General features: G+C 71.0%; 26 protein-coding genes. 19 read left to right on the top strand and 7 right to left on the bottom strand.

Annotated elements, in window-relative coordinates; genetic code table 11:
* Positions 1 to 26: 26 nt before the first annotated feature.
* On the bottom strand, positions 27 to 1,010 hold the full coding sequence (locus ACTRO_RS17890; protein ID WP_034275374.1) for a nucleoside hydrolase: 984 nt from the start codon (positions 1,008 to 1,010) through the stop codon (positions 27 to 29).
* Positions 1,011 to 1,378: 368 nt separating this feature from the next.
* Here ACTRO_RS17890 and ACTRO_RS17885 point away from each other — a divergent pair, with 368 nt between their 5' ends.
* From ACTRO_RS17885 to ACTRO_RS17875, 3 genes are all read left to right on the top strand, one after another.
* Positions 1,379 to 2,437 (top strand): LacI family DNA-binding transcriptional regulator, encoded by a 1,059-nt coding sequence (locus ACTRO_RS17885; RefSeq protein WP_034264443.1) that lies wholly within the window; start codon positions 1,379 to 1,381, stop codon positions 2,435 to 2,437.
* Complete coding sequence (gene rbsK, locus ACTRO_RS17880; RefSeq protein WP_034264440.1) at positions 2,434 to 3,354, top strand: ribokinase; 921 nt, start codon at positions 2,434 to 2,436, stop codon at positions 3,352 to 3,354. The genes ACTRO_RS17885 and rbsK overlap by 4 nt, the downstream gene beginning before the upstream one ends.
* Before the next feature lie 83 nt (positions 3,355 to 3,437).
* On the top strand, positions 3,438 to 4,001 hold the full coding sequence (locus ACTRO_RS17875; RefSeq protein ID WP_034264437.1) for an HIT family protein: 564 nt from the start codon (positions 3,438 to 3,440) through the stop codon (positions 3,999 to 4,001).
* Positions 4,002 to 4,055: 54 nt separating this feature from the next.
* Here the strand turns inward: ACTRO_RS17875 and ACTRO_RS47325 are convergent, their stop codons facing one another.
* Positions 4,056 to 4,217 carry a hypothetical protein gene (locus ACTRO_RS47325; RefSeq protein WP_157436315.1) on the bottom strand — a complete coding sequence of 54 codons (162 nt, stop codon included), beginning with the start codon at positions 4,215 to 4,217 and terminating at the stop codon, positions 4,056 to 4,058.
* Between the two features lie 228 nt (positions 4,218 to 4,445).
* Between ACTRO_RS47325 and ACTRO_RS17870 the strand changes: the two genes are divergently transcribed.
* Positions 4,446 to 4,871 carry a hypothetical protein gene (locus ACTRO_RS17870; RefSeq protein ID WP_034264434.1) on the top strand — a complete coding sequence of 142 codons (426 nt, stop codon included), beginning with the start codon at positions 4,446 to 4,448 and terminating at the stop codon, positions 4,869 to 4,871.
* A gap of 62 nt (positions 4,872 to 4,933) precedes the next feature.
* On the opposite strand, the gene ACTRO_RS17865 is transcribed toward ACTRO_RS17870, so the two are convergent.
* The gene (locus ACTRO_RS17865; RefSeq protein ID WP_034275373.1) at positions 4,934 to 7,096 is read right to left on the bottom strand and encodes an elongation factor G-like protein EF-G2; all 2,163 of its coding nucleotides are present in this window, start codon (positions 7,094 to 7,096) and stop codon (positions 4,934 to 4,936) included.
* Between the two features lie 206 nt (positions 7,097 to 7,302).
* Between ACTRO_RS17865 and pgsA the strand changes: the two genes are divergently transcribed.
* The 7 genes from pgsA to ACTRO_RS17830 all read left to right on the top strand — a co-directional run bounded on the left by pgsA (position 7,303) and on the right by ACTRO_RS17830 (position 13,329).
* Positions 7,303 to 7,965, top strand: a complete 663-nt coding sequence (gene pgsA, locus ACTRO_RS17860; RefSeq protein ID WP_051451001.1) for a phosphatidylinositol phosphate synthase — start codon at positions 7,303 to 7,305, stop codon at positions 7,963 to 7,965.
* Complete coding sequence (locus ACTRO_RS17855; RefSeq protein ID WP_063628022.1) at positions 7,962 to 8,951, top strand: phosphatidylinositol mannoside acyltransferase; 990 nt, start codon at positions 7,962 to 7,964, stop codon at positions 8,949 to 8,951. The genes pgsA and ACTRO_RS17855 overlap by 4 nt, the downstream gene beginning before the upstream one ends.
* The gene (locus ACTRO_RS17850; RefSeq protein WP_034264431.1) at positions 8,948 to 10,105 is read left to right on the top strand and encodes a glycosyltransferase family 4 protein; all 1,158 of its coding nucleotides are present in this window, start codon (positions 8,948 to 8,950) and stop codon (positions 10,103 to 10,105) included. Before ACTRO_RS17855 ends, ACTRO_RS17850 begins: the two co-directional genes overlap by 4 nt.
* 5 nt (positions 10,106 to 10,110) lie before the next feature.
* A complete protein-coding gene (locus ACTRO_RS17845; protein WP_245594409.1) occupies positions 10,111 to 10,656 on the top strand; it encodes a hypothetical protein in 546 nt (181 codons plus the stop codon).
* A 195-nt stretch (positions 10,657 to 10,851) separates the two neighbouring features.
* Positions 10,852 to 11,769: a pyridoxal 5'-phosphate synthase lyase subunit PdxS gene (gene pdxS / locus ACTRO_RS17840; protein ID WP_034264425.1), complete on the top strand. Its 918-nt coding sequence runs from the start codon at positions 10,852 to 10,854 to the stop codon at positions 11,767 to 11,769.
* Positions 11,770 to 11,825: 56 nt separating this feature from the next.
* Positions 11,826 to 12,488 carry a pyridoxal 5'-phosphate synthase glutaminase subunit PdxT gene (pdxT, locus tag ACTRO_RS17835; RefSeq protein ID WP_034264422.1) on the top strand — a complete coding sequence of 221 codons (663 nt, stop codon included), beginning with the start codon at positions 11,826 to 11,828 and terminating at the stop codon, positions 12,486 to 12,488.
* Between the two features lie 82 nt (positions 12,489 to 12,570).
* Positions 12,571 to 13,329 carry a YebC/PmpR family DNA-binding transcriptional regulator gene (locus ACTRO_RS17830; RefSeq protein ID WP_034264419.1) on the top strand — a complete coding sequence of 253 codons (759 nt, stop codon included), beginning with the start codon at positions 12,571 to 12,573 and terminating at the stop codon, positions 13,327 to 13,329.
* A gap of 77 nt (positions 13,330 to 13,406) precedes the next feature.
* Here the strand turns inward: ACTRO_RS17830 and ACTRO_RS17825 are convergent, their stop codons facing one another.
* Both ACTRO_RS17825 and ACTRO_RS17820 read right to left on the bottom strand, forming a co-directional pair.
* Complete coding sequence (locus ACTRO_RS17825; protein ID WP_034264416.1) at positions 13,407 to 14,066, bottom strand: hypothetical protein; 660 nt, start codon at positions 14,064 to 14,066, stop codon at positions 13,407 to 13,409.
* The gene (locus ACTRO_RS17820; RefSeq protein WP_034264413.1) at positions 14,063 to 14,581 is read right to left on the bottom strand and encodes a SigE family RNA polymerase sigma factor; all 519 of its coding nucleotides are present in this window, start codon (positions 14,579 to 14,581) and stop codon (positions 14,063 to 14,065) included. The genes ACTRO_RS17825 and ACTRO_RS17820 overlap by 4 nt, the downstream gene beginning before the upstream one ends.
* Positions 14,582 to 14,642: 61 nt before the next feature.
* Between ACTRO_RS17820 and ruvC the strand changes: the two genes are divergently transcribed.
* The 7 genes from ruvC to ACTRO_RS17785 all read left to right on the top strand — a co-directional run bounded on the left by ruvC (position 14,643) and on the right by ACTRO_RS17785 (position 21,923).
* Entirely contained in the window at positions 14,643 to 15,224 is a 582-nt protein-coding gene (gene ruvC, locus ACTRO_RS17815) for a crossover junction endodeoxyribonuclease RuvC (protein ID WP_034264410.1), read from the top strand.
* 7 nt (positions 15,225 to 15,231) lie between these two features.
* Positions 15,232 to 15,855 (top strand): Holliday junction branch migration protein RuvA, encoded by a 624-nt coding sequence (gene ruvA / locus ACTRO_RS17810; RefSeq protein WP_034264408.1) that lies wholly within the window; start codon positions 15,232 to 15,234, stop codon positions 15,853 to 15,855.
* A gap of 12 nt (positions 15,856 to 15,867) precedes the next feature.
* On the top strand, positions 15,868 to 16,917 hold the full coding sequence (gene ruvB, locus ACTRO_RS17805; RefSeq protein ID WP_034264406.1) for a Holliday junction branch migration DNA helicase RuvB: 1,050 nt from the start codon (positions 15,868 to 15,870) through the stop codon (positions 16,915 to 16,917).
* Positions 16,918 to 17,199: 282 nt separating this feature from the next.
* Positions 17,200 to 17,697: a preprotein translocase subunit YajC gene (gene yajC, locus ACTRO_RS43510; protein WP_157436314.1), complete on the top strand. Its 498-nt coding sequence runs from the start codon at positions 17,200 to 17,202 to the stop codon at positions 17,695 to 17,697.
* 181 nt (positions 17,698 to 17,878) lie between these two features.
* Complete coding sequence (secD, locus tag ACTRO_RS17795) at positions 17,879 to 19,816, top strand: protein translocase subunit SecD (protein ID WP_051450999.1); 1,938 nt, start codon at positions 17,879 to 17,881, stop codon at positions 19,814 to 19,816.
* Positions 19,816 to 20,994 (top strand): protein translocase subunit SecF, encoded by a 1,179-nt coding sequence (gene secF, locus ACTRO_RS17790; RefSeq protein WP_034264403.1) that lies wholly within the window; start codon positions 19,816 to 19,818, stop codon positions 20,992 to 20,994. The genes secD and secF overlap by 1 nt, the downstream gene beginning before the upstream one ends.
* 368 nt (positions 20,995 to 21,362) lie before the next feature.
* Positions 21,363 to 21,923, top strand: a complete 561-nt coding sequence (locus ACTRO_RS17785; RefSeq protein ID WP_034264400.1) for an adenine phosphoribosyltransferase — start codon at positions 21,363 to 21,365, stop codon at positions 21,921 to 21,923.
* On the opposite strand, the gene ACTRO_RS50365 is transcribed toward ACTRO_RS17785, so the two are convergent.
* Entirely contained in the window at positions 21,920 to 22,042 is a 123-nt protein-coding gene (locus ACTRO_RS50365) for a hypothetical protein (RefSeq protein ID WP_281177873.1), read from the bottom strand. The two genes, ACTRO_RS17785 and ACTRO_RS50365, sit on opposite strands and share 4 nt — an antisense overlap.
* A 429-nt stretch (positions 22,043 to 22,471) precedes the next feature.
* Between ACTRO_RS50365 and ACTRO_RS17780 the strand changes: the two genes are divergently transcribed.
* Positions 22,472 to 24,844, top strand: coding sequence for a RelA/SpoT family protein (locus tag ACTRO_RS17780; RefSeq protein WP_157436844.1), 2,373 nt, complete (start codon positions 22,472 to 22,474; stop codon positions 24,842 to 24,844).
* 553 nt (positions 24,845 to 25,397) lie between these two features.
* Here ACTRO_RS17780 and ACTRO_RS45845 read toward each other — a convergent pair.
* Positions 25,398 to 26,081, bottom strand: coding sequence for an ArsR/SmtB family transcription factor (locus ACTRO_RS45845; protein WP_084316355.1), 684 nt, complete (start codon positions 26,079 to 26,081; stop codon positions 25,398 to 25,400).
* Between the last annotated feature and the right edge of the window lie 94 nt (positions 26,082 to 26,175).

Raw genomic sequence — 26,175 nt, 5'->3', positions numbered from 1 at the left:
CGCCCAGGCAAGGCTCTTCAGAGCCGTCAGCTGCGGCCCCACCGCTCCAGGACGGACGTGAACTCCTCGACGAAGTCCTTCTGCCCCAAGTCCAGCGCCACGCTCGCACGGCTGCGCTCGGCCCGGGCGCTCAGCTGCGGGGGGAGGCTCGTGCCGCTGGCGTCGTGTTCGTGGAGGAACACGGTCTGGCCGGCGGTGAGTGGGCTTGCCGTCTCCACGAACAGCGTGCCTTCGGCCTTCTCGACGTACGCCTCGTCCATGGCTACGCCGATGGCCAGAGGGTCGTGCAAGGGGACTGAGTCGGCGCGGTGGAAGTGGTTGTAGGAGCCGAAGTAGAACTTCAGCAGCCGTACCGTGAACTCCAGCGGTTCGCCGGCGGCTTCCAGCCTCGCCAGGTGCGCCCGGGTGAATCTCGCCTTGTGCGTCACGTCGAGTCCGATCATCGTCATCCGCATCCCGCTCGCAGCGACCAGGTCCGCCGCCTCCGGGTCGTGGAAGATGTTGAACTCGGCGGTGGGGGTGACGTTGCCCTTCTCCGCCACCGTGCCGCCCATGAAGACCAGCTTCTTGATCCGGTGCGCGAAGCCGGGGTCCTCGAGCAACGCCGCCGCGATGTTCGTCAGGGGGCCGGTGGCCACGACCGTCAGTTCGCCTTCGTGCTCGCGCGAGAGCCGCAGCAGCGTCTGCACGGCGCCTTCGGCCTGTTCCTTCACGCCCTTGTCGTCGGGCTTCTCTTCGCCCAGGCCGGCCTCGCCGTGGAAGTCGAACAACGCGGTCTGGCGGGTGCGGCGGGACATGGTTCCGGCTACGCCGCGGTGCACCGGGATCTCGTCGGCGACGCCGAAGATCTTCACCAACGCCCGTGCGTTACGGTACGTATGCTCGACGGGGGCATTGCCTCCGACGGCCGTTACGGCTTTGATGTCATAGCGACCCGTGCCGAGGGCGTACTGCAGGGCGACCGCGTCGTCCAGCCCGGGGTCGCAGTCCAGCACGAAGGGGCCGCTCACGTGGCCCACCTCCTCGGTCTCGTCGGTATCGTCAGTCGCTAGGCTGGCCGGGTCACAGTCGGTTCGCCCCTCGGGCGCCGCCTTGATCCGCCAGGCTAGCCCGGGGCGCCGCTCGGCCGCCAGGGTCTCGGCCGAGGGCCGGGTACGTCTCCGCTGGGACCCCTTTGTATGGAAATCGTTATCCGGCGGTCCCCATTCAGCTCCTTTCGCATCAACCAGGGGGACAGGGGCGACCGCGCATGTCACAATGTCCGACAAATTCCTCCCGCGGCGGGGGCTCGGGGGAGAACGATTGCCAAGTTTGATGCGAAGATGAACGCCGGGGCGGCACGAGCCGGCCCCGAGAAGAACGGACCGCGCACGTGAGCATGGGCAGGGACGCCAGGCCGGCCACCCTCAGAGAGGTGGCCGAGGCGGTGGGCTGTTCGGTGGCCACCGTCTCCCGGGTGCTGGCCGGGGACCGACCGGTCGGGCCCGATCTCGCCCGGCGCGTTCAGGAAGCGGCGCGCGAGCTCGGGTACATGCCCAACCAGGTGGCCCGTGCGCTGCGCAGTCGCAGCACCCGCACCGTCGGCCTGGTCCTCCCTCAGATCACCAACCCCTTCTTTCCCGAGCTGATGCGCGCGGTCGAGCACGCGCTGCACGACCAGGGGCGCGCGCTCCTGCTCGCCGACAGCGCGGACGATCCGGTGCTCGAGGCCGAGCGGGTCGAGCTTCTGATCGCACGTCAGGTCGACGGGCTGATCGTGGCTCCGGTCGACCAGGAGCGCTCCGTGCCGACCCTCGCCAAGGCGGCCGCGCGCGTGCCCGTGGTGCTGCTCGACCGCAGTGTGGACGCGGTGCAGGCGGACGCGGTCACCGTGGACAACGCGGCCGGTATCCGGCTGCTGCTCGACCATCTGCGCTCGCAGGGCCGGCGACGGCTCTGGTTCCTCGGGCCGGCCGGCGAAGTCTCCGCAGGTCTGGAGCGCCGCGCCGCCTTCCAGGAGTGGGCCGCCCGGTACGCCGACCTGTGGCGGGTCGAGCTCGGCGACTTCTCCATCGACTTCGGCGAGCACGCCGCGGGCAAGGCGGTCACCGCTCCGGCGACGCTGCGCCCGGACGCGCTCGTCTGTGCCAACGATCTGATTGCCGCGGGGGCGCTGCGGCGGCTGCGCGAGCTCGGCGTGGAGGTGCCCGGGCAGGTCGCGGTGACAGGCTTCGATGACATCGCGCTGGCTTCGCTCACCTCGCCCGCGCTCACCACCGTGCGCCAGCCCAACCGGGAGCTGGCCGCCGAGGCGGCGCGGATGCTGCTGGCGCGTATCCAGCAGCCGCAGGCCTCGGCCCGCGCGGTGCGGCTCACGCCCGCACTGGTCACCCGCGGCTCGACGGTCGTCGCGCGGGAGAACGCGTCCGACGGTTCGAGGGAAGGATCCAGACTGTGATCGCCGTGGTCGGAAGCCTCAACCTGGACCTCGTGGTGCCCGTGCCTCGGCATCCGGTGCCGGGGGAGACGGTGCTCGGCGGCGATCTGGCCCAGCATTGCGGCGGCAAGGGCGGCAACCAGGCGGTGGCGGCGGCTCGGTTGGGTCGGCCGGTGACCATGGTGGGCCGCGTGGGCGCGGACGACGCCGGGGGCGTGCTTCTCAGCGCGCTGGCCGCGGAAGGGGTCGAGACCGCGTACGTGCGGCGGACCGAGCGGGTGCCCACCGGCCGCGCGCTGATCGCGGTGGACGACGCGGCGGAGAACACGATCATCGTCAGCCCGGGGGCCAACGCCCGGCTGTCCGCGGCCGACTGCGAGGCGGCGCGCGAGGTGCTGGCCGCGGCCAAAGTCACCGTGGTCCAGCAGGAGGTGCCGCACGAGGCCAACGACGCGGCCGCGCGCCTGGCCGGCGGGGTCGTGCTGGTCAACCCGGCGCCGGTGCGCGAAGGCGGGAACCCGCTCCCCTCGCGCACGGACGTGCTGGTGCCGAACCGGTCGGAGCTCGCCGCACTGCTCGGGCTGGCCCCCGACTCGCTCGAGGGCGAACCCGAGGTGGTCAAGGCGGCGCGCAAGCTGCGGTCGCTGGCCGGAGCCGTGCTGGTCACCCTCGGTTCGGCCGGTGCGCTGCTGGTCGAGGGCGACGCGAGCGTGCTCATCCCGCCGTTCCCGGTCGACGCGGTGGACACCACGGCGGCCGGCGACTGCTTCTGCGGGGCGCTGGCCTGCGCCTTGGCGGACGGGGAGCCGTTGGAGCGGGCGGCCAAGTTCGCGGCCGCGGCGGCCGCGCTGAGCACGACGCGGGCGGGGGCACAGCCGTCGCTGCCGACGCGTGACGAGGTGGAGAGGTTCGCGGCGCAGCGGCACGCGGCGCGCTGAGCCGCACGCGGCCGCGACAGGGCCACACGAGTGGGTCGCGCCCGAGGTAGGCGCATGGGACGTCGCTCGATAGGCTTAACCGCATGGATGCGGAGCAGATCAACGCGCTGCCGGTCGACGGAGTCGGCGAACCCGACGGGCTGCAACGGCTGTGGAACCCGCACCGGATGGCCTACATCCTCGGGGAGAACAAGCCGACCGGGCCCAAGGCCGAGGACGGCTGCCCGTTCTGCCGCATACCCGCCCTGGGCGACGACGAGGCGGCGCTGATCGTGGCCCGCGGCTCGCTGGTGTACGCCGTGCTGAATCTGTACCCGTACAACCCGGGGCACCTGCTGGTCTGCCCGTACCGGCACATCGCCGATTACACCGAGCTCACCGACGACGAGGCGGCCGAGTTCACCGCGTTCACCCAGGACGCGATGCGGGCGGTGCGCAAGGCCTCCAGCCCGCACGGGTTCAACCTGGGCGTCAACCAGGGCGAGGTGGCCGGCGCCGGCATCGCCGCCCACCTGCACCAGCACATCGTGCCGAGGTGGAGCGGCGACGCCAACTTCATGCCTGTGGTCGGCCGCACCCGCTCGATGCCGGTACTGCTCGGCGAGACCCGCGCGCTGCTCGCCGAGGCGTGGCCCGGCGTCGCCTGACCTTCCGCACGCTCCGGGCGACAGGGGATTCCAGCCACCGCCCGGAGGCGGTCGTCAGGGTTCGGTTCCGTACACCAGTCGTCCGTCGTAGTACACGATGATGTGCGGGTTCGTGGTGAACGACGCGTCAGACGCGTTGAACGAGTAGTCGTTTCTCCGCGTCATGGTCGCGTAGTCCCAGTAGCCCGGTAGGTCAGCCCTTTTGCGCGGGAGCATGCGGGCGGACGGTTCATGTGGGTTTCTCCTGTGAAAGCGAGCGGGTGCGGCCGCACCGTTGACGCTAGACCCCGATCAGCAGGGCCGGAAGCCGCGCCGCCCCAGCCCGCTTCGTCCTCGGCGCCCAACAGCCGCGATTCTGACGGATCATCAGATTTTCCGTGGAAGTTGCACACGTCACCGACTGGTGCGCCGAGCGGCATGATCGGCGCATCTAGACTGGGCCGGGTGGATGATCTCGAACTCGCGCTGCCGACCGGTGCGCTGATCGCGGGCGACGCCGCCACCGTCTTCGCCGATGCGCGGCCCAGTCTGGACGCCCTGCCGCACGGAACCTTCCGAGTACGCGCCGGGGCCGACGTCCTCGAGGTGCTGCTGGCTGACGAGACCCCGGTGACGTGGACGCGGCGACAAGTGCGGCCCACGCCGAGCGGCTACGCGGCGCTCCTCGACGCCGGCGCGCTCGCCGAGTACACCGACCTCGGCGACGAACCGGTCGACGAGTTCGAACTCCTCGTGGAGCAACTCGCCGACCGCGAAGTCACGGTCTTCCGCGACGTCATCGGTGTACGCACGGGCGCTCGAGAATGCGTGCTCGAGCTCGCCCTCGACGCGGCCGGAAACGCTTGCAGGCTGGCGCTTCGGTGGGCCTAGCCGGCTGAACGCCGCTCCGCCGCTCTGCCGCTCCGCCGGAGCTGCGGAACGGCAGAGCCCGGTTACTCCCCGATCTCCTCGATCACCTTGGCGGCCAGGTTCGCGGGCATCGCCTCGTGCCGCAGGTACTCCCGGGTGAACTGGCCGGTCCCGTGCGACAGGGACCTGAGTTCCACCGGGTACCGGGCCAGGCCCGTCGCCGGGACCTCCGCGCGCACCACGGTGCGGCCGCCGCCGACCGGCTCGGTGCCCAGCACCCGGCCGCGCCGGCTGCTCAGGTCGCCCAGCACCGCGCCCACGAACTCGTCGGCAAGTGTGACCTCGACCGATTCCACCGGCTCGAGCAGCGCCGGCTTCCCACCCTGGGCCGCCGCGTCCTTGAGCGCGAGCGCGCCGGCCGTCTGGAAGGCCATGTCCGAGGAGTCCACGGAGTGCGCCTTGCCGTCCACCAGGGTCACCCGCAGGTCCACCACCGGGTACCCGGCCAACACGCCGCGCTCCATCTGCGTGCGCACGCCCTTCTCCACCGACGGGATGAACTGGCGCGGCACGGCTCCGCCCACCACCTTGTCCACGAACTCGAAGCCGGAGCCGGTCGGCAGCGGCTCCACCTCGATCTCGCAGATCGCATACTGCCCGTGCCCGCCGGACTGCTTGACGTGCCGGCCCCGGCCCTTCGTGGATGAGCCGAAGGTCTCCCGCAGCGAGACCCGGTGCGCGACCGTCTCCACCGCCACGCCGTAGCGGGTGGCGAGCCGGTCCAGCAGCACGTCACGGTGCGCCTCGCCGAGGCACCACAGCACCAGCTGGTGGGTCTCCGGGTTGATCTCCAGGCGCAGCGTCGGGTCCTCGGCCACCAGCCGGGACAGCGCCTGCGCCAGCTTGTCCTCGTCCGACTTCGCCCGCGCGGCCACGGCCACCGGCAGCAGCGGGTCCGGCATGATCCACGGCTCCATCAGCGCCGGATCGTCCTTCGCCGAGAGCGTGTCGCCGGTCTCGGCGTGCCCCAGCTTGGCCACCGCCACGAGGTCGCCGGCCGCCGCGAACTCCACCGGCCGCTGCGTCTTGCCCAGCGGGCTCGAGAGGGCGCCGACCTTCTCGTCCACGTCGTGGTCCGGATGGCCGCGCAGGGCCATGCCGTGGCCGGACACGTGCACCGGGGTGTCCGGGCGCAGGGTGCCGGAGAAGACCCGCACCAGCGAGATCCGGCCCACGTACGGGTCCGAAGTCGTCTTGACCACCTCGGCCACCAGTGGCCCATCCGGGTCGCACACCAGCGGCGCCTTGGGCTCCCCGTCCGGCGTGGTCACGGCCGGGATCAGGTGCTCGCCCGGCGCCGGGAAGCCCTGGGTGATCAGCTCGAGCAACTCGGTGGTGCCCACGCCGGTGACCGCGGAGACCGGCAGCACCGGGTAGAAGTGGCCGCGCGAGACCGCGGTCTCCAGGTCGTCGACCAGTACCTTGACGTCGATCTCCTCGCCGCCGAGGTAACGGTCCATCAGCGTCTCGTCCTCGCTCTCCGCGATGATCCCCTCGATCAGCGCGTTACGGGACGGCTCGATCAGCTCGAGGTGCTCCGGGTCCGCCTCGACCGCGTGCCGCTCGCCCGAGCTGTAGTCGAAGATCTGCTCGCTCAGCAGTCCGATCACGCCGCCGACCTGCTCTTCGTCGTCGAGCAGGGGCAGGTAGAGCGGGGCCACGCCGTCGCCGAACACGCGCTGGCAGATCAGCACCATCTCGTCGAAGTCGGCGCGGGCCGCGTCGAGCTTGGTCACCACGACCGCGCGGGGCAGGCCGACCGCCGCGCACTCCTCCCACAGCAGCTGGGTCGAGCCGTCCACCCCGTCGGCCGCGGAGACCACGAACAGGGCGGCGTCCGCGGCCCGCAGACCGGCCCGCAGGTCGCCGGCGAAGTCCGCGTAGCCCGGCGCGTCCAGCAGGTTCACCTTGATGCCGTCGAACAGCAGGGGCGCGGCCGCCAGGCCCACCGAGCGCCCGAGCCGGTGCTCGATCTCCTCGAAGTCGCAGACCGTGTTGCCGTCCTCCACCCGCCCGGACCGGCCGATCGCCCCGACGCTCGTCAGCAGCGCCTCGACCAGGGTCGTCTTGCCCGCTCCGGTGTGCCCCACGAGGACGACGTTGCGGATGGCCGCGCCTCGCGCAGGGGACAGGTGCGCGCTGCCGGCCGCCGCTTGGCCTCCGTGGCCACCACCCTTGTCCGACATCGCCGCCACCTCCGAGTGTGTTCATCCCGTAACGATTCGTATGACAGGTAGACAACTCCTCTTTGCGGAGTGGCACAACCTCTGCCGCCAGCGTTTCACCCGAGCGCGGGGGAGGCGAAATCCGCGGTACCCGCGCGGTCCAATAGCATGGGCGCCGGTCCGCACCCGGGCCGCCTTACGTGACCGACGCCGATGCTGGGATTCCTATGCTCAATCGCTACGCGCGGGCGTTCTTCACCCGCGTCCTGACGCCGACCGCGCGCTTTCTGCTGCGGATCGGCGTCGGCCCCGACATGGTCACCCTGCTCGGCACCCTGGGCGTGTGCGCCTGCGCGGTGATCTTCTTTCCGCGGGGCAGCTTCCTGGTGGGCACCCTCTCGGTCACCGCGTTCATCTTCTCCGACCTGCTCGACGGCACCATGGCGCGCCTCTCCGGCCGCACCAGCAAGTGGGGCGGGTTCCTGGACGCGACGCTCGACCGGTTCGGCGACTCGGCCATCTTCGGCTCGCTGGCCTACTACTTCGCCGTGCACCACCAGCTCGGGATGTTCCTGGCCTGCGGGATCTGCCTGATCTCCGGCTCGATCACCTCCTACGCCCGGGCCAAGGCGGAGTCGCTCGGCTTCAAGTGCGACATCGGCTACGTCGAGCGCGGCGAGCGGCTGGTCGGCTCCCTGGTGGCCACCGGCCTGGCCGGCCTCGGCGTGCCGTTCGTGCAGGCGATCGCGCTGTGGGCGCTGGCCGCCGGATCCACCTTCACGGTCGTGCAGCGGATCCTCTACGTGCGCAAGCAGGCCGTCACTCTGGGCCTGACCGGCGACGTCGCGGCCGCGGTGCCCGAACAGGAGACCGAGCAGGAGACGCTGTGAGCGACTTCAAGGACGAACTGACCTACCGGGCGTATGCCACCGGCTGGGCCCTGGTGCGGCGCCTGCCGGAGAAGACGGCCTACGGCCTGTTCCGGACGATCGCCGACCGATCCTGGCGCAAGCGCGGCAAGAGCGTGCGCAGGCTGGAGTCGAATCTGGCACGGGTACTCGGCCCGGACGCCGACGAGGCCCGCATCCGCGAAGTGTCCAAGCAGGGCATGCGCAACTACATGCGCTACTACTGCGACACCTTCCGACTCGAGACCTGGTCGAAGGAGCGGATGATCGCCACCATCGAGGTGGAGAACCAGCAGCTGCTGCGGGACACGCTCGCGAGCGGCCGCGGCGTCGTGCTGGCCCTGCCGCACATGGGCAACTGGGACCACGCCGGAGCCTGGGCGACGACCGTGGCCGACGGGTTCACGACCGTGGCCGAGCGGCTCAAGCCGGAGAAGCTCTACGAGCGCTATCTGCGCTATCGCGAGTCGATCGGCATGGAGGTGCTGCCGCTGACCGGCGGCACCGGCACCTTCGGCGCCCTGATGCGCCGGCTGCGCTCCGGCGGCCTGGTCTGCCTGGTGGCGGAGCGGGACCTGACCGACAGCGGCGTGCGGGTGGAGTTCTTCGGCGAGACCACGAAGCTGCCGGCCGGCCCGGCCGCGCTGGCCCTGAGCACCGGCGCCGCGCTCTTCCCGGTCACCCTCTGGTACGAGGAGGACCACCTGCGCGCGAAGGTGTGGCCGGAACTCAAGCCGCCCACCGAGGGCACCAAGCCGGCGAAGATCGCCGCGCTGTGCCAGTCGCTCGCGGACGCCTTCGCGGAGGGCATCGCGGAGCATCCGGCCGACTGGCACATGATGCAGCGGCTGTGGCTGGTCGACCTCGACCCGGCGCGTGTCCCCGCGGCGTCGAACGGGGCGGACGCCGGCAGCGGCCCCGCGCAGCCGGCCACCTCGTCTCCAGGCTCGGCGGAAGGCACACGGTGAGGATCGGGGTCGTCTGCCCGTACTCCTTGGACGTGCCCGGGGGAGTGCAGAACCATGTCCACGACATGGCTGATTATCTGATCAAGCTGGGCCACGAGGTCTCCGTGCTCGCTCCCGCGGACGACGAGACCGAGCTGCCGCCGTACGTGGTCTCGGCCGGGCGCGCGGTGCCGGTGCCGTACAACGGCTCGGTCGCGCGGGTGAACTTCGGCATCCTGTCCGCGACCCGGGTGCGCCGGTGGATCCACGACGGCAACTTCGAGGTGCTGCACGTCCACGAGCCGGGCACACCTTCGCTCTCGCTGCTGGCCTGCTGGGCCGCCAACGGTCCGATCGTGGCGACCTTCCACACCGCGAACCCGCGCTCGCGCGCGATGATCGCCGGTGCGCCGATAGTCGCCTCCGCGATGGAGAAGATCAACGCCCGTATCGCGGTGAGCGAGTACGCGCGGCGGACGCTGGTGGAGCACCTGGGCGGAGACGCGGTGGTCATCCCCAACGGCGTCGACGTCGGCTTCTACGCCGCGCAGGAACCGCGCCCGGAGTGGCGCACCCCGGCCGAACACGAGGCCGACGGCGGCACCATCGCCTTCGTCGGACGCTTCGGCGAGCCGCGCAAGGGCCTGTCGGTGCTGCTCGAGGCGCTGCCCGCGATCGTCGAGGCCCGGCCGAACACGCGGCTGCTGGTGGCCGGGAAGGGCGACGCGGACGAAGCCATGCGCAACGTCCCGGACCGGCTGCGCCGGCACGTCGAGTTCCTCGGCGTGGTCAACGACGTGGACAAGGCCCGGCTGTTCCGGTCGGTCGACGTCTACTGCGCGCCGAACACCGGCGGCGAGTCCTTCGGCATCATCCTGGTCGAGGCGATGAGCGCCGGCACGCCGGTGCTGGCCAGCGACCTGGACGCGTTCTCGCTGGTGCTCGAGGGCGGCGGGGCCGGGGTGATGTACCCCAACGGCGACGCGGCCGCGCTCGCGCAGGCGGCGATCGGCCTCCTCGGCGACCCGGCCCGGCGCGAGGCGCTGCGGGCCGCCGAGTCCCGCTCGGTACGCCGCTACGACTGGTCCGTGGTCGCCGCCGACATCCTGTCCGTCTACGAGATGGTCACCGAGTCCACCGCGCGGGTGACCGCGGAGAGCGGCGGTATGCGATGAGACTGGTGCTCACCCAATACTCGGGCGCGGTCGTCCTGGTCGCGGTGCTCGTGGTGCTCTTCGGCCTCTATCTGAGCTGGACCGCCACCCGGCTCGACCGGCTGCACGTGCGCCTGGACGCCGCCCGGGTGGCGCTCGACGCCCAGCTGCTGCGCCGCTCCACCGCGACGCTCGAGCTCGCCCGCAGCGGCCTGTTCGACCCGGCCACGGCGCTGATCCTGGCCGCGGGCGCGCGCGAGGCCGAGGCCGCCGACCCGGACGAGCGGGAGGCGGCCGAGTCCGCGCTCACCCGCGATCTGCGCGCGGCCTTCGAGGATCCCATCCAGAGCGAGCACGTCCGGGCCGGCCACGGCGGGGTCGAGCTGCTCGACGAGCTCGGCCGGGCGATGCGCCGGGTGCAGCTGGCCCGGCGCTTCCACAACGAGTCGGTCCGGGCCGTGCGCCATCTGCGCTCGCACCGCCTGGTGCGCGTCTTCCGCCTGGCCGGCCGCGCCCCGGACAAGCCGAATTTCGAGATCGACGACGAGCCGCCGCCCTCGCTCGCGCGCTGAGCCCGGCCGGGCCCTGGGCCGGGCGCGGCCCGGCCCGGCCCGGTCAGGGGGTCGATCCGTGGGTCCCGGGCGTGGCAAGCGCTGTGTAAGGCGTTTCACCACGGGGCCGACAGCGTGCGAGCCGAAGCGGCGATCGTGCCATCGTAAGATGGTGGGGTAACCCTTACGCGCCAAACTCCCGAGCGAGGTACCGACGTGTCCAGCAACCCCACCGAAACCGCTCAAGCGGCTCCGCAGCTCGGCACCGCCCGGGTCAAGCGGGGCATGGCGGAGATGCTCAAGGGCGGCGTGATCATGGACGTGGTCACCCCCGAGCAGGCCAAGATCGCCGAGGACGCCGGCGCCGTGGCCGTCATGGCGCTCGAGCGGGTCCCGGCCGACATCCGCAAGGACGGCGGCGTCGCCCGCATGTCCGACCCGGACATGATCGACGGCATCATCAGCGCGGTCTCCATCCCGGTCATGGCCAAGGCCCGGATCGGCCACTTCGTCGAGGCGCAGGTGCTGCAGTCGCTCGGGGTGGACTACATCGACGAGTCCGAGGTGCTCACCCCGGCCGACGAGACCCACCACGTCGACAAGTGGGCCTTCACCGTCCCCTTCGTGTGCGGCGCGACCAACCTGGGCGAGGCGCTGCGCCGGATCGCCGAGGGCGCGGCGATGATCCGCTCCAAGGGCGAGGCCGGCACCGGCAACGTGGTCGAGGCCACCCGGCACATGCGCCAGATCCGCGCGGAGATCCGCCGCCTCGGCACCCTGGACGAGTCCGAGCTCTACCTGGCCGCCAAGAACCTGCAGGCGCCGTACGAGATCGTGGCCGAGGTGGCCCGGACCGGCAAGCTCCCGGTCGTGCTGTTCACCGCGGGCGGCCTGGCCACCCCGGCGGACGCGGCGATGATGATGCAGCTGGGCGCCGAGGGCGTGTTCGTCGGCTCCGGCATCTTCAAGTCCGGCGACCCGGCCAAGCGCGCCGCCGCGATCGTGAAGGCCACCACCTTCCACGACGACCCGGACGTGATCGCCAAGGTCTCCCGCGGCCTGGGCGAGGCCATGGTCGGCATCAACTGCGACACGCTGCCGGAGAACGAGCGCTACGCCAACCGCGGTTGGTGACCCCGGGCCCGCGCCCGACCGGATCCGCCCCGACGATCGATGCAGGTATCGCTTAAGTGAATGACGTCACCATCGGCGTGCTCGCGCTGCAAGGCGATGTGCGCGAGCACGCCGCGTCCCTGGCCGCGGTCGGCGCCCGGGCCGTGCCGGTGCGCCGGGCTTCCGAGCTCGACGCGCTGGACGGCCTGGTCATACCGGGCGGCGAGTCCACCGCGATGTGGAAGCTGGCCACCGCGTTCGACCTGTTCGAGCCGATCCGCAAGCGGCTGTCCGAGGGCCTGCCCGCGTACGGCTCGTGCGCCGGCATGATCATGCTGGCCGATCACGTGCTGGACGCGGTCGAGGGCCAGCAGACCTTCGGCGGCATCGCCATCACGGTCCGGCGCAACGCGTTCGGGCGCCAGGTCGACTCCTTCGAGGGGCCGATCGACTTCGCCGGCATCGACGACCAGCTGCACGGGGTCTTCATCCGGGCGCCCTGGGTCGAGGCCGTGGACGAGGGCGCGTCCGGCGTCGAGGTGCTGGCGCGGGTCAGCGGCGCACCTGCTCCGGGCGGAGCCGGGAGCGCCACCGGCGAGGAGACCGCCCACCATCCGTTTGCGGGTAGGATCGTCGCCGTTCGGCAGGGGAACTTGCTGGCGACCTCGTTCCACCCGGAACTGACCGGGGACCACCGGGTCCACGGGGTGTTCGCGGAGATGGTCCGGGCGTCGCGCTGAGGGCCCGCCGACCCGAGGAGAGCTGTGACTTGTCCGTGCGCACGGTTGCGCACGCGTACGTGAGCGAGAAGGAGCGAGGGCTATGTCGGGCCACTCCAAGTGGGCGACCACGAAGCACAAGAAGGCCGTGATCGACGCCAAGCGCGGCAAGCTCTTCGCCAAGATGATCAAGAACATCGAGGTGGCCGCGCGCACCGGCGGCGGCGACCCGGCGGGCAACCCGACGCTGTTCGACGCGATTCAGAAGGCGAAGAAGAGCTCGGTCCCCAACGACAACATCGACCGCGCGGTCAAGCGCGGCTCCGGGGCCGAGGCCGGCGGCGCCGACTGGCAGACCATCATGTACGAGGGCTACGGCCCGAACGGCGTGGCCCTGCTGATCGAGTGTCTGACCGACAACCGCAACCGGGCCGCCTCCGAGGTCCGGGTGGCGATGACCCGCAACGGCGGCTCGATGGCCGACCCCGGCTCGGTCTCCTACCTGTTCGGCCGCAAGGGCCAGGTCATCGTGCCCAAGGCGGACGGGGTCAGCGAGGACTCGCTGCTCGAGGTGGTGCTCGAGGCGGGCGCCGAGGAGGTCAACGACGCGGGCGAGGCATTCGAGATCATCTCCGAGCCCGGCGACCTGATCCCGGTGCGCACCGCGCTGCAGCAGGCGAAGATCGAGTACGACTCGGCCGAGTCTCCGTTCATGCCGAGCGTGCAGGTGCAGCTGGACGAAGAGGGCGCGCGCAAGATCTTCAAGCTCATCGACGCCCTCGAGGACAGCGACGACGTGCAGAACGTCTTCGCCAACTTCGACGTCAGCGACGAGATCATGGCGATCCTCGACGAGGAGTAGTCCTCGGCCCGCGCACGACACGTCGGCGCCCGGCCCGATCCTGCGATCGGTGGCCGGGCGCCGTTCTTTTTCGCCGGTCAGGCAGTGGGCTTCGCCGCGAGACAGTCCTTCGGGTTACCGGAGAAGACGCCGACGAGGATGAAGTCGGTCTGCGAACTCGTCCTCGCGTATCCGAGTCCGAGGACGCCGCCGGCCGGGATGGCGGACGGATCCAGGACGACGACCGGTTCGGCGCTGCTCTGCTCGTGGACCAGGACGCGGCGACTGTTGTCCGCTAGAACCTCGACTCCGGCCGGGAAGCGGCAGTCGGCCCACGGCACACTCGTCAAGATCGTCCTCGGGCCGGGGACCTGCGCGACCACGATGTCCGCCGTGATGCCCGCGTTCTTCAGAATCGCCTCGAGTGCTGATGGGTCGGTGAACTGGCGCATCGTCACCGTGATGTAGCCGGTTCGCGCATCGGTGTGCACGGAGAACGCGGCGTTGTCCACGTTCACGACCTTGTTGCCGTACGACAGGCTCCGTTGGTTCGACGGCCCCGCGGGCTGTGTGAGCGTCGCGAGACCGAGTGAGGCCGCGACCACGCCGACCACCGCGAGCGCGGGCATCGTCCGGCGCCGGCGCCGCAGAGTCCGGCCCCGGGAGATCGCGGCGTCCGGCCCATCCGGGGCGGAAACGTCTCTGAAGGCCGAGGCGACCTCGTCGTAAATATCCTGATCGTTCCGTTCGATCGTCATCTGATCGGCTCCTGTTCGCGTGCCGGGGCCAACGCGTCGCGCAAGGCGGCAGTGGCTCGGGAGAGGTGTGTGGTGACCGTGCCGGGCGCTATCCCGAGAACCTCGGCCGTGGTCGCGGTGTCGAGATCGAGGAAGATCCGCAGGGCCAGCACCTGCCGCTGACGAGTGGGCAGAGCACGCAGCGCGGTACGGATGGCCGGGTCGAGTGCGAGAGCCGGCTCGGCGCCGTCGGCCCGATCGAGCCCGGCATCCCAGGCCACTTCGCGCCTTCGTCGCCGCCACCAGGACACATGCGTGTTCAAAGCCGTCCGCATCACCCATGCCTTGGGCGCCGGATGCTGCGAGACCTTGCGCCAGGACGCGTACGCTCGGGCGAACGCCTCCGCCGTCAGGTCCTCGGCCAGCGACTTGTCGCCGACCGACGCGTAGACGGCACGCAGGCAGGCATCGGCGCACCTGCGGTAGAACTCTGCGAAATCCTCTTCGGGTTCGTGGTCCACACCCCTGATACGCATGGGCCGCAGTATCCGCTTACACCGCGCCACCGCCGTCGGCGCGGCCCGGTAGATTGGGCGGATGCGCGTGCTCGGAGTGGACCCAGGCCTGACCCGGATGGGCATCGGCCTCGTCGACGGCCGCCTCGGCGCCCCGCTCAAGATGGTCGCCGCTGGCGTCATCCGCACTCCGGTCGGCGCCCCCATCCACGAGCGGCTGCTCGCGGTCGACGTCCAGATCGCCGAGTGGTTCGAGCAATACCAGCCGGACGCGGTGGCGGTGGAGCGGATGTTCGCGCAGGAGGGCGTGCGCACCATCATGGGCACGGCGCAGGCCGCCGGTGTGGCCATGGTGGCGGCCGCGCGGCGCGGGCTGCCGGTCGCCCTGCACACCCCCAGCGAGGTCAAGGCCGCGGTGACCGGTGACGGGCGGGCGCAGAAGGAGCAGGTCGCCGCGATGGTCGTCAGGGTGCTCAAACTCAGCGAGGCACCCAAACCGGTGGACGCCACCGACGCGCTGGCGCTGGCCATCTGCCACGTCTGGCGCGGCGGCGCGGCCGACCGGATCGCCGAGGCCATGGAGAAGCGGGGTCTGTCGGTGCCTTCCGGTAGCGTTCCCTTGCACAGGGTTCGCGGGCGCGAACGCGGGAGTGGATTCAGGTGAGGCGCGAGTGATCAGCTTTGTGGAGGGCCAGGTCGTCTCGCTCGGCCCCGACGGCGCGGTCGTCCTGGTGGGCGGGGTGGGCCTGCTGGTGCACTGCAACCCGGACACCCTCGCCGAGCTGACGGCCGGTCAGTCCGCGCGCCTGCACACCAGCCTGGTGGTGCGGGAGGACTCCCTCACCCTCTACGGCTTCGGCACGGACGACGAGCGGGTGGTGTTCGAGGTGGCGCAGACCGCCAGCGGCGTCGGCCCGCGGGTGGCCATGGCCATGCTCGCCACCCACCGCCCGGACACCCTGCGCACCATCTTCGCCACCCAGGACCTCAAAGCCCTCACCCTCGTGCCGGGCATCGGGCCCAAGGGGGCGCAGAAGCTTCTGATCGAACTCAAGGGCCGGCTCGGCGATCCGACCGGCAAGGTTCCGGCCAGCCGCGAGGGCGAGGCGGCCCCGGGCGTCACCCCCTGGCGCGGCCAGCTGCTCGAGGCCCTCACCGGCCTCGGCTGGAGCGCCCGGGACGCGGAGGGCGCGCTGACCGAGGTGGAGCCGCTCGCGGCCGAGGCCGAGGCCCGCGGCGAGAGCCCGCAGCTGCCGGTGCTGCTGCGCGCCGCGCTGCGCTCGATGCGGCGATAGAGGGGGAGAGCGATGCCGGAGAACCGCATCCTGGACGGTGGCGCCGACCAGGAGGAACGCGCCGCCGAGGCCGCGCTGCGCCCGAAGACCCTGGCCGACTTCGTCGGCCAGCACAAGGTGCGCCAGCAGCTCGAGCTGGTGCTGCACGGGGCCAAGGGCCGCGGCGCCACCCCCGACCACATCCTGCTGGCCGGTCCGCCCGGGCTCGGCAAGACCACCCTGTCCATGATCATCGCCAACGAGCTCGGCGTGCCGATCCGGATCACCTCAGGCCCGGCCATCCAGCACGCCGGCGACCTCGCCGCGATCCTCTCCTCGCTCGCCGAGGGCGAGGTGCTCTTCCTGGACGAGATCCACCGGATGTCCCGGCCGGCCGAAGAGATGCTCTACATGGCCATGGAGGACTTCCGGGTCGACGTCATCGTCGGCAAGGGCCCCGGCGCCACCGCCATCCCGCTCGAACTGCCGCCGTTCACCCTCGTCGGCGCCACCACCCGCTCCGGCCTGCTCCCGGCTCCGCTGCGCGACCGCTTCGGCTTCACCGCGCACATGGAGTTCTACGAGCCGGCCGACCTCGAGCAGGTGGTGCACCGCTCGGCCCGGCTGCTCGACCTCGACGTCGACGCCGAGGCCGCCGCCGAGATCGCCTCCCGTTCCCGCGGCACCCCGCGTATCGCCAACCGGCTGCTGCGCCGGGTGCGCGACTTCGCCGAGGTCAAGGGGGACGGCCGGGGCACGGTCGAGGCGGCCCGCGCGGCCCTCGCTGTGTACGAGGTGGACGAGCGCGGCCTCGACCGGCTGGACCGCGCCGTGCTCGGCGCGCTACTCAACCTGTTCCAGGGCGGACCGGTCGGCCTCTCCACGCTCGCGGTCGCGATCGGCGAGGAGACCGACACGGTCGAAGAGGTGGCCGAGCCGTTCCTGGTGCGCCAGGGCCTGCTCGCCCGCACCCCGCGCGGCCGGATCGCCACCGCCGCGGCGTGGCGCCACCTCGGCCTGCCGATGCCGCGCACCGCGCCCGGCGCCGGCCAGGGTTCGCTCTTCGGAGCCGAGCAGGAGTGAAGGAAGAAGAAATCTTCGGCGTCTGAAGTTCCCGTGAAGAACCTGATCGGTTCATAAGAATCCCCCGGCGCCCGCAACCGTCCCGCCCCCGCTCCTCGTCCATACCCCGGCTCAAGCGCATCTCCAGGCGCTGGTAAGCGTACCGGCCCCGGCCGGCCGCCGTCGGCGGGCCCGGATCCGCCGGCGGCCCGAGGCTGAGAAGCCGGGCCGACGATCAGCGAACCTGAACGGCGCCCGACGTGAGCCTGATTGTCTCGGCAAGTATGACCGCATAGACTCCGCGTGACCTGGAGTGCCCGTCACCGCGTGCCGGTCCTCCGCGAACAGATCGCCCGCCGGGCAGGACTCGGCACGATCCCGGAAGAACAGCCGACCATGCAACTGATTCTGATCTACGTCGTCGTCATCGGCGCGGCTTTCATGTTCATGACCAGCCGCGGCCGCAAGAAGCAGGCCGCCCAGGCCCAAGCCATGCAGCACGCTCTCGTCCCCGGAGCCGAGGTGCGCACCATCGGCGGCCTCGTCGGTGCGGTCGCCGAGATGACCGACGAGTACGTCGTCATCGAGACCACTCCCGGGGTGAAGCTCAAGTTCACCAAGCAGGCCATCGCCGGCGTGGTCCAGCCGGCCAATCCCGACGCCCTGGTCGACGGCGAGGAACTCACCCCGGAGGAGGCGGACGCCCTCGCGGCCGAGCAGGCCGAGCAGACCGAGCAGACCGCGACCGCCGAGACCGAGTCCGAGCCCGAAGACGCCAAGGACCAGCAGAAGGTCGGCTGACGCCTCCCGCCCGCCGGGGGGACCGGCCGCCCGGCCCGGGGGAACCGTCCCGAGCCCGGCGCCGTCTCTGACTCGGGCGTACGCGGCACACCGGCAGTGAGCGTGGCCAAGGCTCCCGGCGCTTCCCTCCACGGGACGTCGGGCGTCCCGGTCCGCATGTCAATTACCGAGGAGAAGGAACGTGGCTGCGAAAAAGGCCAGGAGCAAGAAGTACTCCGGCCTGCTCTCCACCCGGGCCAGGGGGGCGGCGGACAAGCGGCCGTGGCGACCGCTGGCAGCCCTGGCTGTGGTGCTCATCGCCCTGTACGCGACGATGCTCGGCGTTCACGCCACGCACCCGCGGCTCGCGATCGACCTGGCCGGCGGCACCAGCGCGGTGTTCACCGCGGAGACGGACAAGAAGACCACTCCGGCGGCCTCCGAGATGGACCAGGCCGTGAGCATCATGCAGGAGCGCGTCAACGGTTACGGCGTCAGCGAGGCGACGGTCACCAAGGAGGGGTCCGACACGATCGACGTCGAGATCCCCGGCCAGTACTCGCAGGACACCGTCAACTCCATCGGCGCGACCGCCCACCTGTACTTCCGCGAGGTGCTCGCCGAAGGCGCGGGTGTGCCCACACCCACCACCAGCCCCACCCCGACCGCGACCGGCAGCTCCGCCCCGAGCAGCACGGCCAGCCCGTCCACCGGGGCCACGGCCAAGGCCGGCGCCTCCGCCTCGGCGAGCTCCACCGCCAGCGAGAAGGCCACCAGCCAGTCCGAGTCCGGCACGGTCAAGGCCGACGCGGCCAGCACCTCCGCCTCGCCTGACACCTCCACCTCGTCCGCGGCCGGCTCGAGCGCGTCCCCCGCGGCCAGCTCGAGCGCCACCCCGGACGCGAGCTCCTCGGCCAGCGCCGCGGCCCAGGCCCAGCAGGAGCAGGCCATCAGCCAGTACGAGGCGCTCAACTGCTCGAACAACGCGATGGTCAAGAACGTCGGCGCGGTCAAGCCCACCGACTTCCTCGCCACCTGCGGCCTCGACAAGAACAAGTACCTGCTCGGCCCGTCGATCATCGACGGCAAGGACGTCACCAGCGCCCTCGCCACCCAGACCGTCGGCAGCGGCGGCATCCCGACCGGCGCCTGGGAAGTCGACCTGTCCTTCGACGCCAAGGGCAAGTCCGAGTTCGCCACCGAGACCACCAAGCTCTACCAGGAGACGCAGGACACCACCGGCCAGTCCGGCACCGGCCAGTTCGCCATCACGCTCGACGGCGTCGTGCAGTCCGCCCCGGTCGTGCAGGGCGCGATCACCGGCGGCACCGCGACCATCAACGGCTCGGTGTTCACCCAGTCCACCGCCAAGCAGCTGGCCACCACGCTCGCCTACGGCTCGCTCCCGCTGAACTTCCAGCAGAGCCAGGTCTCGATCGTCTCCCCGACCCTCGGCAGCTCCGAGCTCGACGGCGGTCTGATCGCCGGCGGCATCGGCCTGTTGCTGGTGTTCCTGTACGTCATCATGTACTACCGCGGTCTGTCGGTCGCGGCCATCTCCAGCCTCGTCGTCGCCGCGGCCCTGACCTACGCGCTGGCGTGCCTGTTCGGCCCGCTGATGGGCTTCACGCTCTCGCTGCCCGGCGTCGCCGGTCTGATCGTGGCCATCGGTATCACGGCGGACTCGTTCGTCGTCTTCTTCGAACGGTTGCGAGACGAGCTGCGGGAGGGCAGATCGGTGCGCTCCGCGGTGCGCCACGCCTGGCAGCGCGCCCGCCGCACGGTGATAGCGTCCGACATGGTCACCCTGATCGCCGCCGTCGTGCTCTACCTGCTCACGGTCGGCTCGGTGCAGGGCTTCGCGTTCACCCTGGGCCTGTCCACGGTGATCGACCTCGTGGTGATCTTCATGTTCACCGTCCCGATGGTCACGCTCTTCTCCCGCACCGACTTCTTCGGCAACGGCCACCGCTGGTCCGGCCTGGACCCGGAGAGCCTGGGCCGGGCCCGGCAGAACTACCGGTCCGGTTCCGGCTCGCGCGGCCGGATGACCATCGCCGAGCGCCGCCGGCTGGCGGAGGCCGAGGCGGCCGAGGCGCAGGACTCGGACGAATCCAACCAGCAGAGCGTGGAGGCCTGATGTCCCGGCTGAACAACTTCAGCACGCTCGGCAACCGGCTCTACAGCGGCGAGACCACGGTCGACGTCATCGGCCGGCGCAAGCGCTGGTTCGCCTCGTTCGGCGTCGTCCTGCTGATCGCGCTGGTCGGACTGGGTGTGCGCGGTCTGCACTTCAGCGTCGACTTCACCGGCGGCTCGGTGCTCACCGTGCCGAGCCAGACGCTCACCACCTCGCAGGCCACCTCCGTCGCCATCGCCCACGGCGTGAGCGCGCCGGTGGTCCAGGAGGAGACCATCACCACCGGCGGCGCCGGCCGCCAGATCGAGGTGACCACGCCGACGATCCAGGGCGGCACGGAGAACACGCTCAAGGACGCCCTGGCCAGCGCGGCCGGGATCGACCCGAACAAGATCACCGTGCAGCAGGTCGGCGCCAGCTGGGGCCACGAGGTGTCCAAGGACGCCATCGAGGCGCTGATCGTCTTCCTCGTCGCGGTGACGATCTATCTGGCGCTCTTCTTCGAGTGGCAGATGGCCGTCTCCGCGCTGGTCTCGCTGCTGAACGTGGTCGTGATCACCGGCGGCGTCTACGCGTGGTCGGGCCTGACCGTCTCCCCGGCCACCGTGACCGGCTTCCTGACGATCCTCGGTTACGCGATCTACGACGCGGTCGTGGTGTTCGACAAGATCAAGGAGAACCGCCGGCTGTACGTGGACACGGACCGGATGGGATACGCGAAGGCGGCGAACCTGGCCGTCAACCAGACCCTGATGCGTTCGATGAACACCTCGCTGATCGCGGTCATCCCGGTCGTCGCGCTGATGGTCGGCGGCATCCTGTCCCAGGCCACGGTGCTCCAGGACATCGCGCTCGCGCTGTTCGTCGGTATCGCCGCCGGTACGGTCTCCTCGATCCTGCTCGCCGCCCCGCTGCTGGTGTGGATGAAGCAGCACAACCCGGCGGTCCGGGCGCACGAGGCCCGCATCGCCAACCGGGCGCAGAAGGAGGCCGCCAAGGCCGCCGCGGCGGACGCCAAGACCCCCGAGGATGCCGCGCCGTCCCGGTCCGGCTCGGTCGTGGTCGGCGCCGCGCCGTCGATCGTGATAAGCGCCCCCGGCCAGAGCGCGAGCTCGCGCGTCGTCCAGCCACGCGGCAACCAGCGCAGCCAGCCCCAGCGCAACAAGAAGAAGCGCTGACGCCGGAGCGCTGAACCTGCGAGCAGGCGAAGCTCTACAGCGGTAGCCCGTCGCCCCCGGTTCCTGGAAGCCCAGGAACCGGGGGCGACGGGCTTTTCCGGGCCGTTGCGCGCTCCGTGCCGTCCGCGCCCTCGGGCGGTGTCGCGCTTGCCGCTGCCCGCCCGCTGTCTCTGCTGCCACCACGCCGTCGCCCTGCCGCTCTGCTGCCCTGGGCTCCGCGGCTCTGGATTCCGCGGCTGTGCCGCCCCGTGCCGCCTCCTCGGCCGGGCGCGCCCGTCGTCCTTCCCGACGCCCGCGCACTCTCATTGCGCCCCCTATTCACCGGACCGGGGGCGCCTCGGGATGGGCCGCATTGGTAGATTGCTGAGGTGACCCAGCCGACGGCCGAGGCGGCCGACCTCTCCGCGCTCCTGACGTCCCGTATCCGTGACGTAGTGGATTACCCGAAGCCCGGCATCGTCTTCAAGGACATCACCCCGCTGCTCGCCGACCCCGCCGCATTCGGCGCGATGACGGCCGAGTTCGTGCGGATCGCGACCGAGCTCGGCGCGACCAAGGTGGTGGGCCTGGAGGCTCGCGGCTTCATCCTCGCCGCCCCCGTGGCCGTCGAAGGCGGCTTCGGCTTCGTGCCGGTGCGCAAGGCCGGGAAACTGCCCGGCGAGGTCTTCGCCGTGACCTACCAGCTGGAGTACGGCGAAGCCGTGCTGGAGATCCACCGCGACTCCTTCCAGCCGGGCGACCGCGTGCTCATCGTCGACGACGTGCTGGCCACCGGCGGCACCGCCGCCGCCTCGCTCCGGGCGATCGGCGAATGCGGCGCCGAGACCGTCGGCGTCGCCGTGCTGATCGAACTCGGCTTCCTCAACGGCCGGGCCCGCCTCGCCGCCGAATCCCCGAAGCTGCCGGTGCTCACCCTGCTCAGCGTCTAGCGGGCGAACGAGCGGTCGGCTGCCGCGGCCAGCACCCGCGGCGACGGCCGGGAGCCGAGCAGCAGCCGCGACCAGACGTCCGGGCGCAGCAGCTGCCGCGACGGCCGCCTGAGCGGCACGGCGCCGCCTCGCTCTGGCACTCGCGCTGCGTGCGCGATGGCGGCGGTCCCCTCGCTCTGTCTGCGCGGTGGTGGGCCGTTCGCTCCGCGTGCTCGGTGGCGGAACCCTCGTTTCCGAGGCCCGTGCCACCGCGTACGGTTCCATTTATGGCGAGAACGCCCAGCTCGGAGCGAAAATGGAATAACCCGCTCCCAGCGGCGTTGTCCACGTGGCGGGAGCGGCTCTGAGCGACGGTTTGAGCGGCGGTGTGGCGCTCGTCGTGGGGTCTGACCGCCGGAGCGGGCGACCATCACCCGGCGATTGCCTCTTTTCGCCCTCCACGGAGCTTTTTGGTCGGTATCTCCGCAGGTCAGACTTGGTTGTTCATCAACCGCTGTCTTCACGGGGGCAGCAACCGATACCATGGAACAGGGACTACGCCCAGTCGAATTACTGGAGGCGGTGGCTTGACGACTACGCCGGAGACCTCTGAGGCGGCGCCGAACGTGGAGCGTTCGGCACCTGCGTCACGCCTGCCCGCACTGCCGGTCCCGGCCCCATCTCCGTCGCAGCCTTCCAGCCGCGTACGTGCCCGGCTCGCCCGGTTGGGCGGCGCCCGCGCGGGTGGCCCGAACCCGGTGCTCGAGCCGCTGTTCCGGATCGTGCGCGCGTCCGATCCCAAGGCAGACCTGCGCCAGCTCGAGCACGCCTACCAGGTGGCCGAGCGCTACCACCGCGGCCAGCGGCGCAAGAGCGGCGACCCGTACATCACCCACCCCCTGTCGGTGACGACGATCCTGGCCGAGCTCGGCATGGACGTGCCGACGCTCTGCGCCGGCCTCCTGCACGACACCGTCGAGGACACCGACTACAGCCTGGACATGCTCCGGCGCGACTTCGGCGACACCGTCGCCCTGCTGGTCGACGGCGTGACCAAGCTGGACAAGGTCAAGCTGGGCGAGGCCGCGCAGGCTGAGACCGTGCGCAAGATGGTCGTGGCCATGGCCCGGGACATCAGAGTCCTGGTGATCAAGCTGGCCGACCGGCTGCACAACATGCGCACCATGCGCTACATGAAGCGGGAGAAGCAGGAGCAGAAGTCCCGCGAGACCCTTGAGATCTACGCCCCGCTGGCGCACCGGCTGGGCATGAACACGATCAAGTGGGAGCTCGAGGACCTCGCCTTCGCGATCCTGTATCCCAAGATGTACGACGAGATCGTGCACCTCGTGGCCGAGCGCGCGCCCAAGCGCGAGGAGTTCCTGGCCCAGGTCACCGACATCGTCCAGGGCGACCTGCACGGGGCCCGGATCAAGGCCACGGTGACTGGCCGGCCGAAGCACTACTACAGCGTCTACCAGAAGATGATCGTCCGCGGCCGCGACTTCGCAGACATCTACGACCTGGTCGGCATCAGAGTCCTGGTCGAGTCCGTGCGCGACTGCTACGCGGCGCTCGGCACGATCCACGCGCGATGGAATCCGGTCCCCGGCCGGTTCAAGGACTACATCGCGATGCCCAAGTTCAACATGTACCAGTCGCTGCACACGACGGTGATAGGGCCCGAGGGCAAGCCGGTCGAGCTGCAGATCCGTACGCACGCGATGCACCGTCGGGCGGAGTACGGCGTAGCGGCGCACTGGAAGTACAAGGAGGACGCCCGCTCCGGCAACTCCGGCGACAAGTCCCCGGACACCGGCCCCGGCGACATGGCCTGGCTGCGGCAGCTGCTCGACTGGCAGCGCGAGACAGCCGACCCGGGCGAGTTCCTCGATGCCCTGCGCTTCGACCTGAGCGCCTCCGAGGTGTACGTGTTCACCCCGAAGGGCGACGTGGTGCCGCTGCCCTCCGGCTCGACCCCGGTGGACTTCGCGTACGCCGTGCACACCGAAGTGGGCCACCACTGCATCGGCGCGCGCGTGAACGGCCGCCTGGTGCCGCTGGAGTCCAAGCTGGACAACGGCGACGTGGTGGAGATCTTCACCTCGAAGGCCCCCACCGCCGGCCCGAGCCGCGACTGGCTCGGCTTCGTCGCCTCCCCGCGTGCCCGGAACAAGATCCGCGCGCACTTCACCAAGGAGCGCCGCGAAGAGGCCATCGAGCAGGGCCGCGAGCAGATCGCCAAGGCGATTCGCAAGCAGGGCCTGCCGATGCAGCGCCTGCTCTCCAGCGAGGCGCTGTCCTCGATCGCGCTGGACCTGCACTACGCGGACATCTCCGCGCTCTACGCGGCCGTCGGCGAGAACCACGTGTCGGCCCAGTCCATCGTGCAGCGCCTGCTCCAGACCCTCGGCGGCGAAGAAGGCGCCGAAGAGGACCTGGCGGAGTCGACCCTGCCGACGCTCCCCGGCGAGCGCCGCGAGCGCAAGCGCTCCGGCGGCGACCCGGGCGTGCTGGTCAAGGGCGTCGACGACGTCTGGGTCAAGCTGTCGCGCTGCTGCACCCCCGTCCCCGGCGACAGCATCATGGGCTTCGTCACCCGCGGCAACGGCGTCTCGGTCCACCGCGCCGACTGCACGAACATCGAGCAGCTGAAGGCACAGCCCCAGCGCATCGTCGAGGTCGAATGGGCGCCGACCGCGTCCTCGGTCTTCCTGGTCTCGATCCAGATAGAGGCGCTGGACCGGTCCAGGCTCCTCTCGGACGTGACGAGGGTCCTGTCCGACCAGCACGTCAACATCCTGGCCGCCACGGTGAACACCTCCCGCGACCGGGTCGCGACGAGCCGGTTCACGTTCGAGATGGGCGACCCGAAGCACCTCGGCCACGTGCTCAAGGCCGTGCGCGGCATCGAAGGCGTGTACGACGTCTACCGCGTGTGACGGACAGTCAGTGGCGGGGCTGTCCAGCTGCAGGTGAGGCTTGCCTGGCCGAGGGCTAGGCTCGCCCGCTGCCGCTGCCGCTGCCGCTGCCGCTGCCGCTGCCGCTGCCGCTGCCGCTGCCGCTGCCGCTGCCCGCCGGGGCTGCGGCTACGGTCGCGGCGCACCGGCCGAGGACCAGTCTTCCCGCCGCCGACCCGTGGATCTGCCGGCCCGTCGACCTGCCGATCTGCCCGACCGTCGCCTCGTCGCGGGCCGGGCTTTTCCGGCTGCTGATGCGCTTTCGGTCGGTGGGCTCTGCTTTCCCGGCCGCGGACTGACTGCGGCGGTCGCAAGCCCGGCTTTCCGGCCGCCATTTGCTACGCCGGTCGCAGCCCGGCCTTCACCGTTGCTGACCCGCGTCCGGCCGTCGCCTCGCCGCCTCGCCGCCTCGTCGCCCACCCCGCTCCCGCGCCGCGAGGCTTCCCTGAGGCTCCGCCGAGGTTCCCGGCAGAGCCTCAGCCCGTCCCGCCTAGCGCCCGGCAAGAGCGTCGGGACCGCTTAGTCGCTGACTCGCCTAGCCCTCCCCACCTGCCGACTCCGCGATCCGCTTGAGCAGGTGCAGCCGCTCGGACCACGTTTCTGCAAGCGTGGTCATCCACGATGCCGTCCGCGTAAGCCCGTCCGGGCACACGTTGAACAGCACCTCGCGGCCGGCGCGCCGACTCTCGACCAACCCAGCCTGCTGCAGCACGAGAAGGTGCTGCGCCACAGCCTGCCGACTCACCGGCAGGTCGGCCGCCAGAGCTGACGCGCTCAACGGTCGGCCCTGCGCGAGAGCCTGCAGCACCTGACGACGTGTCGAGTCGGCCAGGGCGGTGAAGACCAGATCTACGCTCTGGTCTGCCGCGTCTGCCGCGTCTGCCGCGTCCGCCCCGATCGCGTGCGCCTCATCTGTCGCGTCCGCCTGACCGGGTTTCCCCGGCTCGGCGGATTCGCCTGAGACAGCTCGCTCGCCATGCCAGCCCTGCCGAGACGGCTCGTCATGCCGCGTGCGCGCATTCCCCTTGCCAGAACCGCCCGGCTCGCTCCGTTCGCTGTTCCCGGCGCGCTCCGGGCCCTTGTCTTGCGCAGGCTGCTTTCGTTGCTCCTCCTCTCGTTCTCGACCACCGTGCCAACCTGGGCCGGCCGTCTTCGTCTGCTGCGACTGCCGGTCGGCCGTTGCCTGGTCTACCTCTTCGTTGTGTCTGCCTGGCGCCATCAGGCTGCAGCCGCCCCTTCCGCCAACCTGTCCGATGCCGTGTCCGCCATATCTCTTACCGCCCTGTCGTTGGCTCCGTCAGCCATCCGGCCTC

Source organism: Actinospica robiniae DSM 44927 (assembly GCF_000504285.1).
GTDB lineage: Bacteria > Actinomycetota > Actinomycetes > Streptomycetales > Catenulisporaceae > Actinospica > Actinospica robiniae.
Note: the sequence above shows the minus strand (reverse complement) of the source record. Positions and strands in the feature narration are given on the sequence as shown.

What these genes read in the sequence shown, in the direction of transcription:
- ACTRO_RS17885 (WP_034264443.1), top strand. Translation starts at nt 1,379, where the DNA reads ATGGGCAGGGACGCCAGGCCGGCCACCCTCAGAGAGGTGGCCGAGGCG.
- ACTRO_RS17875 (WP_034264437.1), top strand. Translation starts at nt 3,438, where the DNA reads ATGGATGCGGAGCAGATCAACGCGCTGCCGGTCGACGGAGTCGGCGAA.
- ACTRO_RS47325 (WP_157436315.1), bottom strand. Translation starts at nt 4,217, where the DNA reads ATGCTCCCGCGCAAAAGGGCTGACCTACCGGGCTACTGGGACTACGCG.
- ACTRO_RS17865 (WP_034275373.1), bottom strand. Translation starts at nt 7,096, where the DNA reads ATGTCGGACAAGGGTGGTGGCCACGGAGGCCAAGCGGCGGCCGGCAGC.
- pgsA (WP_051451001.1), top strand. Translation starts at nt 7,303, where the DNA reads ATGCTCAATCGCTACGCGCGGGCGTTCTTCACCCGCGTCCTGACGCCG.
- ACTRO_RS17830 (WP_034264419.1), top strand. Translation starts at nt 12,571, where the DNA reads ATGTCGGGCCACTCCAAGTGGGCGACCACGAAGCACAAGAAGGCCGTG.
- ACTRO_RS17825 (WP_034264416.1), bottom strand. Translation starts at nt 14,066, where the DNA reads ATGACGATCGAACGGAACGATCAGGATATTTACGACGAGGTCGCCTCG.
- ACTRO_RS17820 (WP_034264413.1), bottom strand. Translation starts at nt 14,581, where the DNA reads ATGCGTATCAGGGGTGTGGACCACGAACCCGAAGAGGATTTCGCAGAG.
- ruvC (WP_034264410.1), top strand. Translation starts at nt 14,643, where the DNA reads ATGCGCGTGCTCGGAGTGGACCCAGGCCTGACCCGGATGGGCATCGGC.
- ruvB (WP_034264406.1), top strand. Translation starts at nt 15,868, where the DNA reads ATGCCGGAGAACCGCATCCTGGACGGTGGCGCCGACCAGGAGGAACGC.
- secF (WP_034264403.1), top strand. Translation starts at nt 19,816, where the DNA reads ATGTCCCGGCTGAACAACTTCAGCACGCTCGGCAACCGGCTCTACAGC.
- ACTRO_RS45845 (WP_084316355.1), bottom strand. Translation starts at nt 26,081, where the DNA reads ATGGCGCCAGGCAGACACAACGAAGAGGTAGACCAGGCAACGGCCGAC.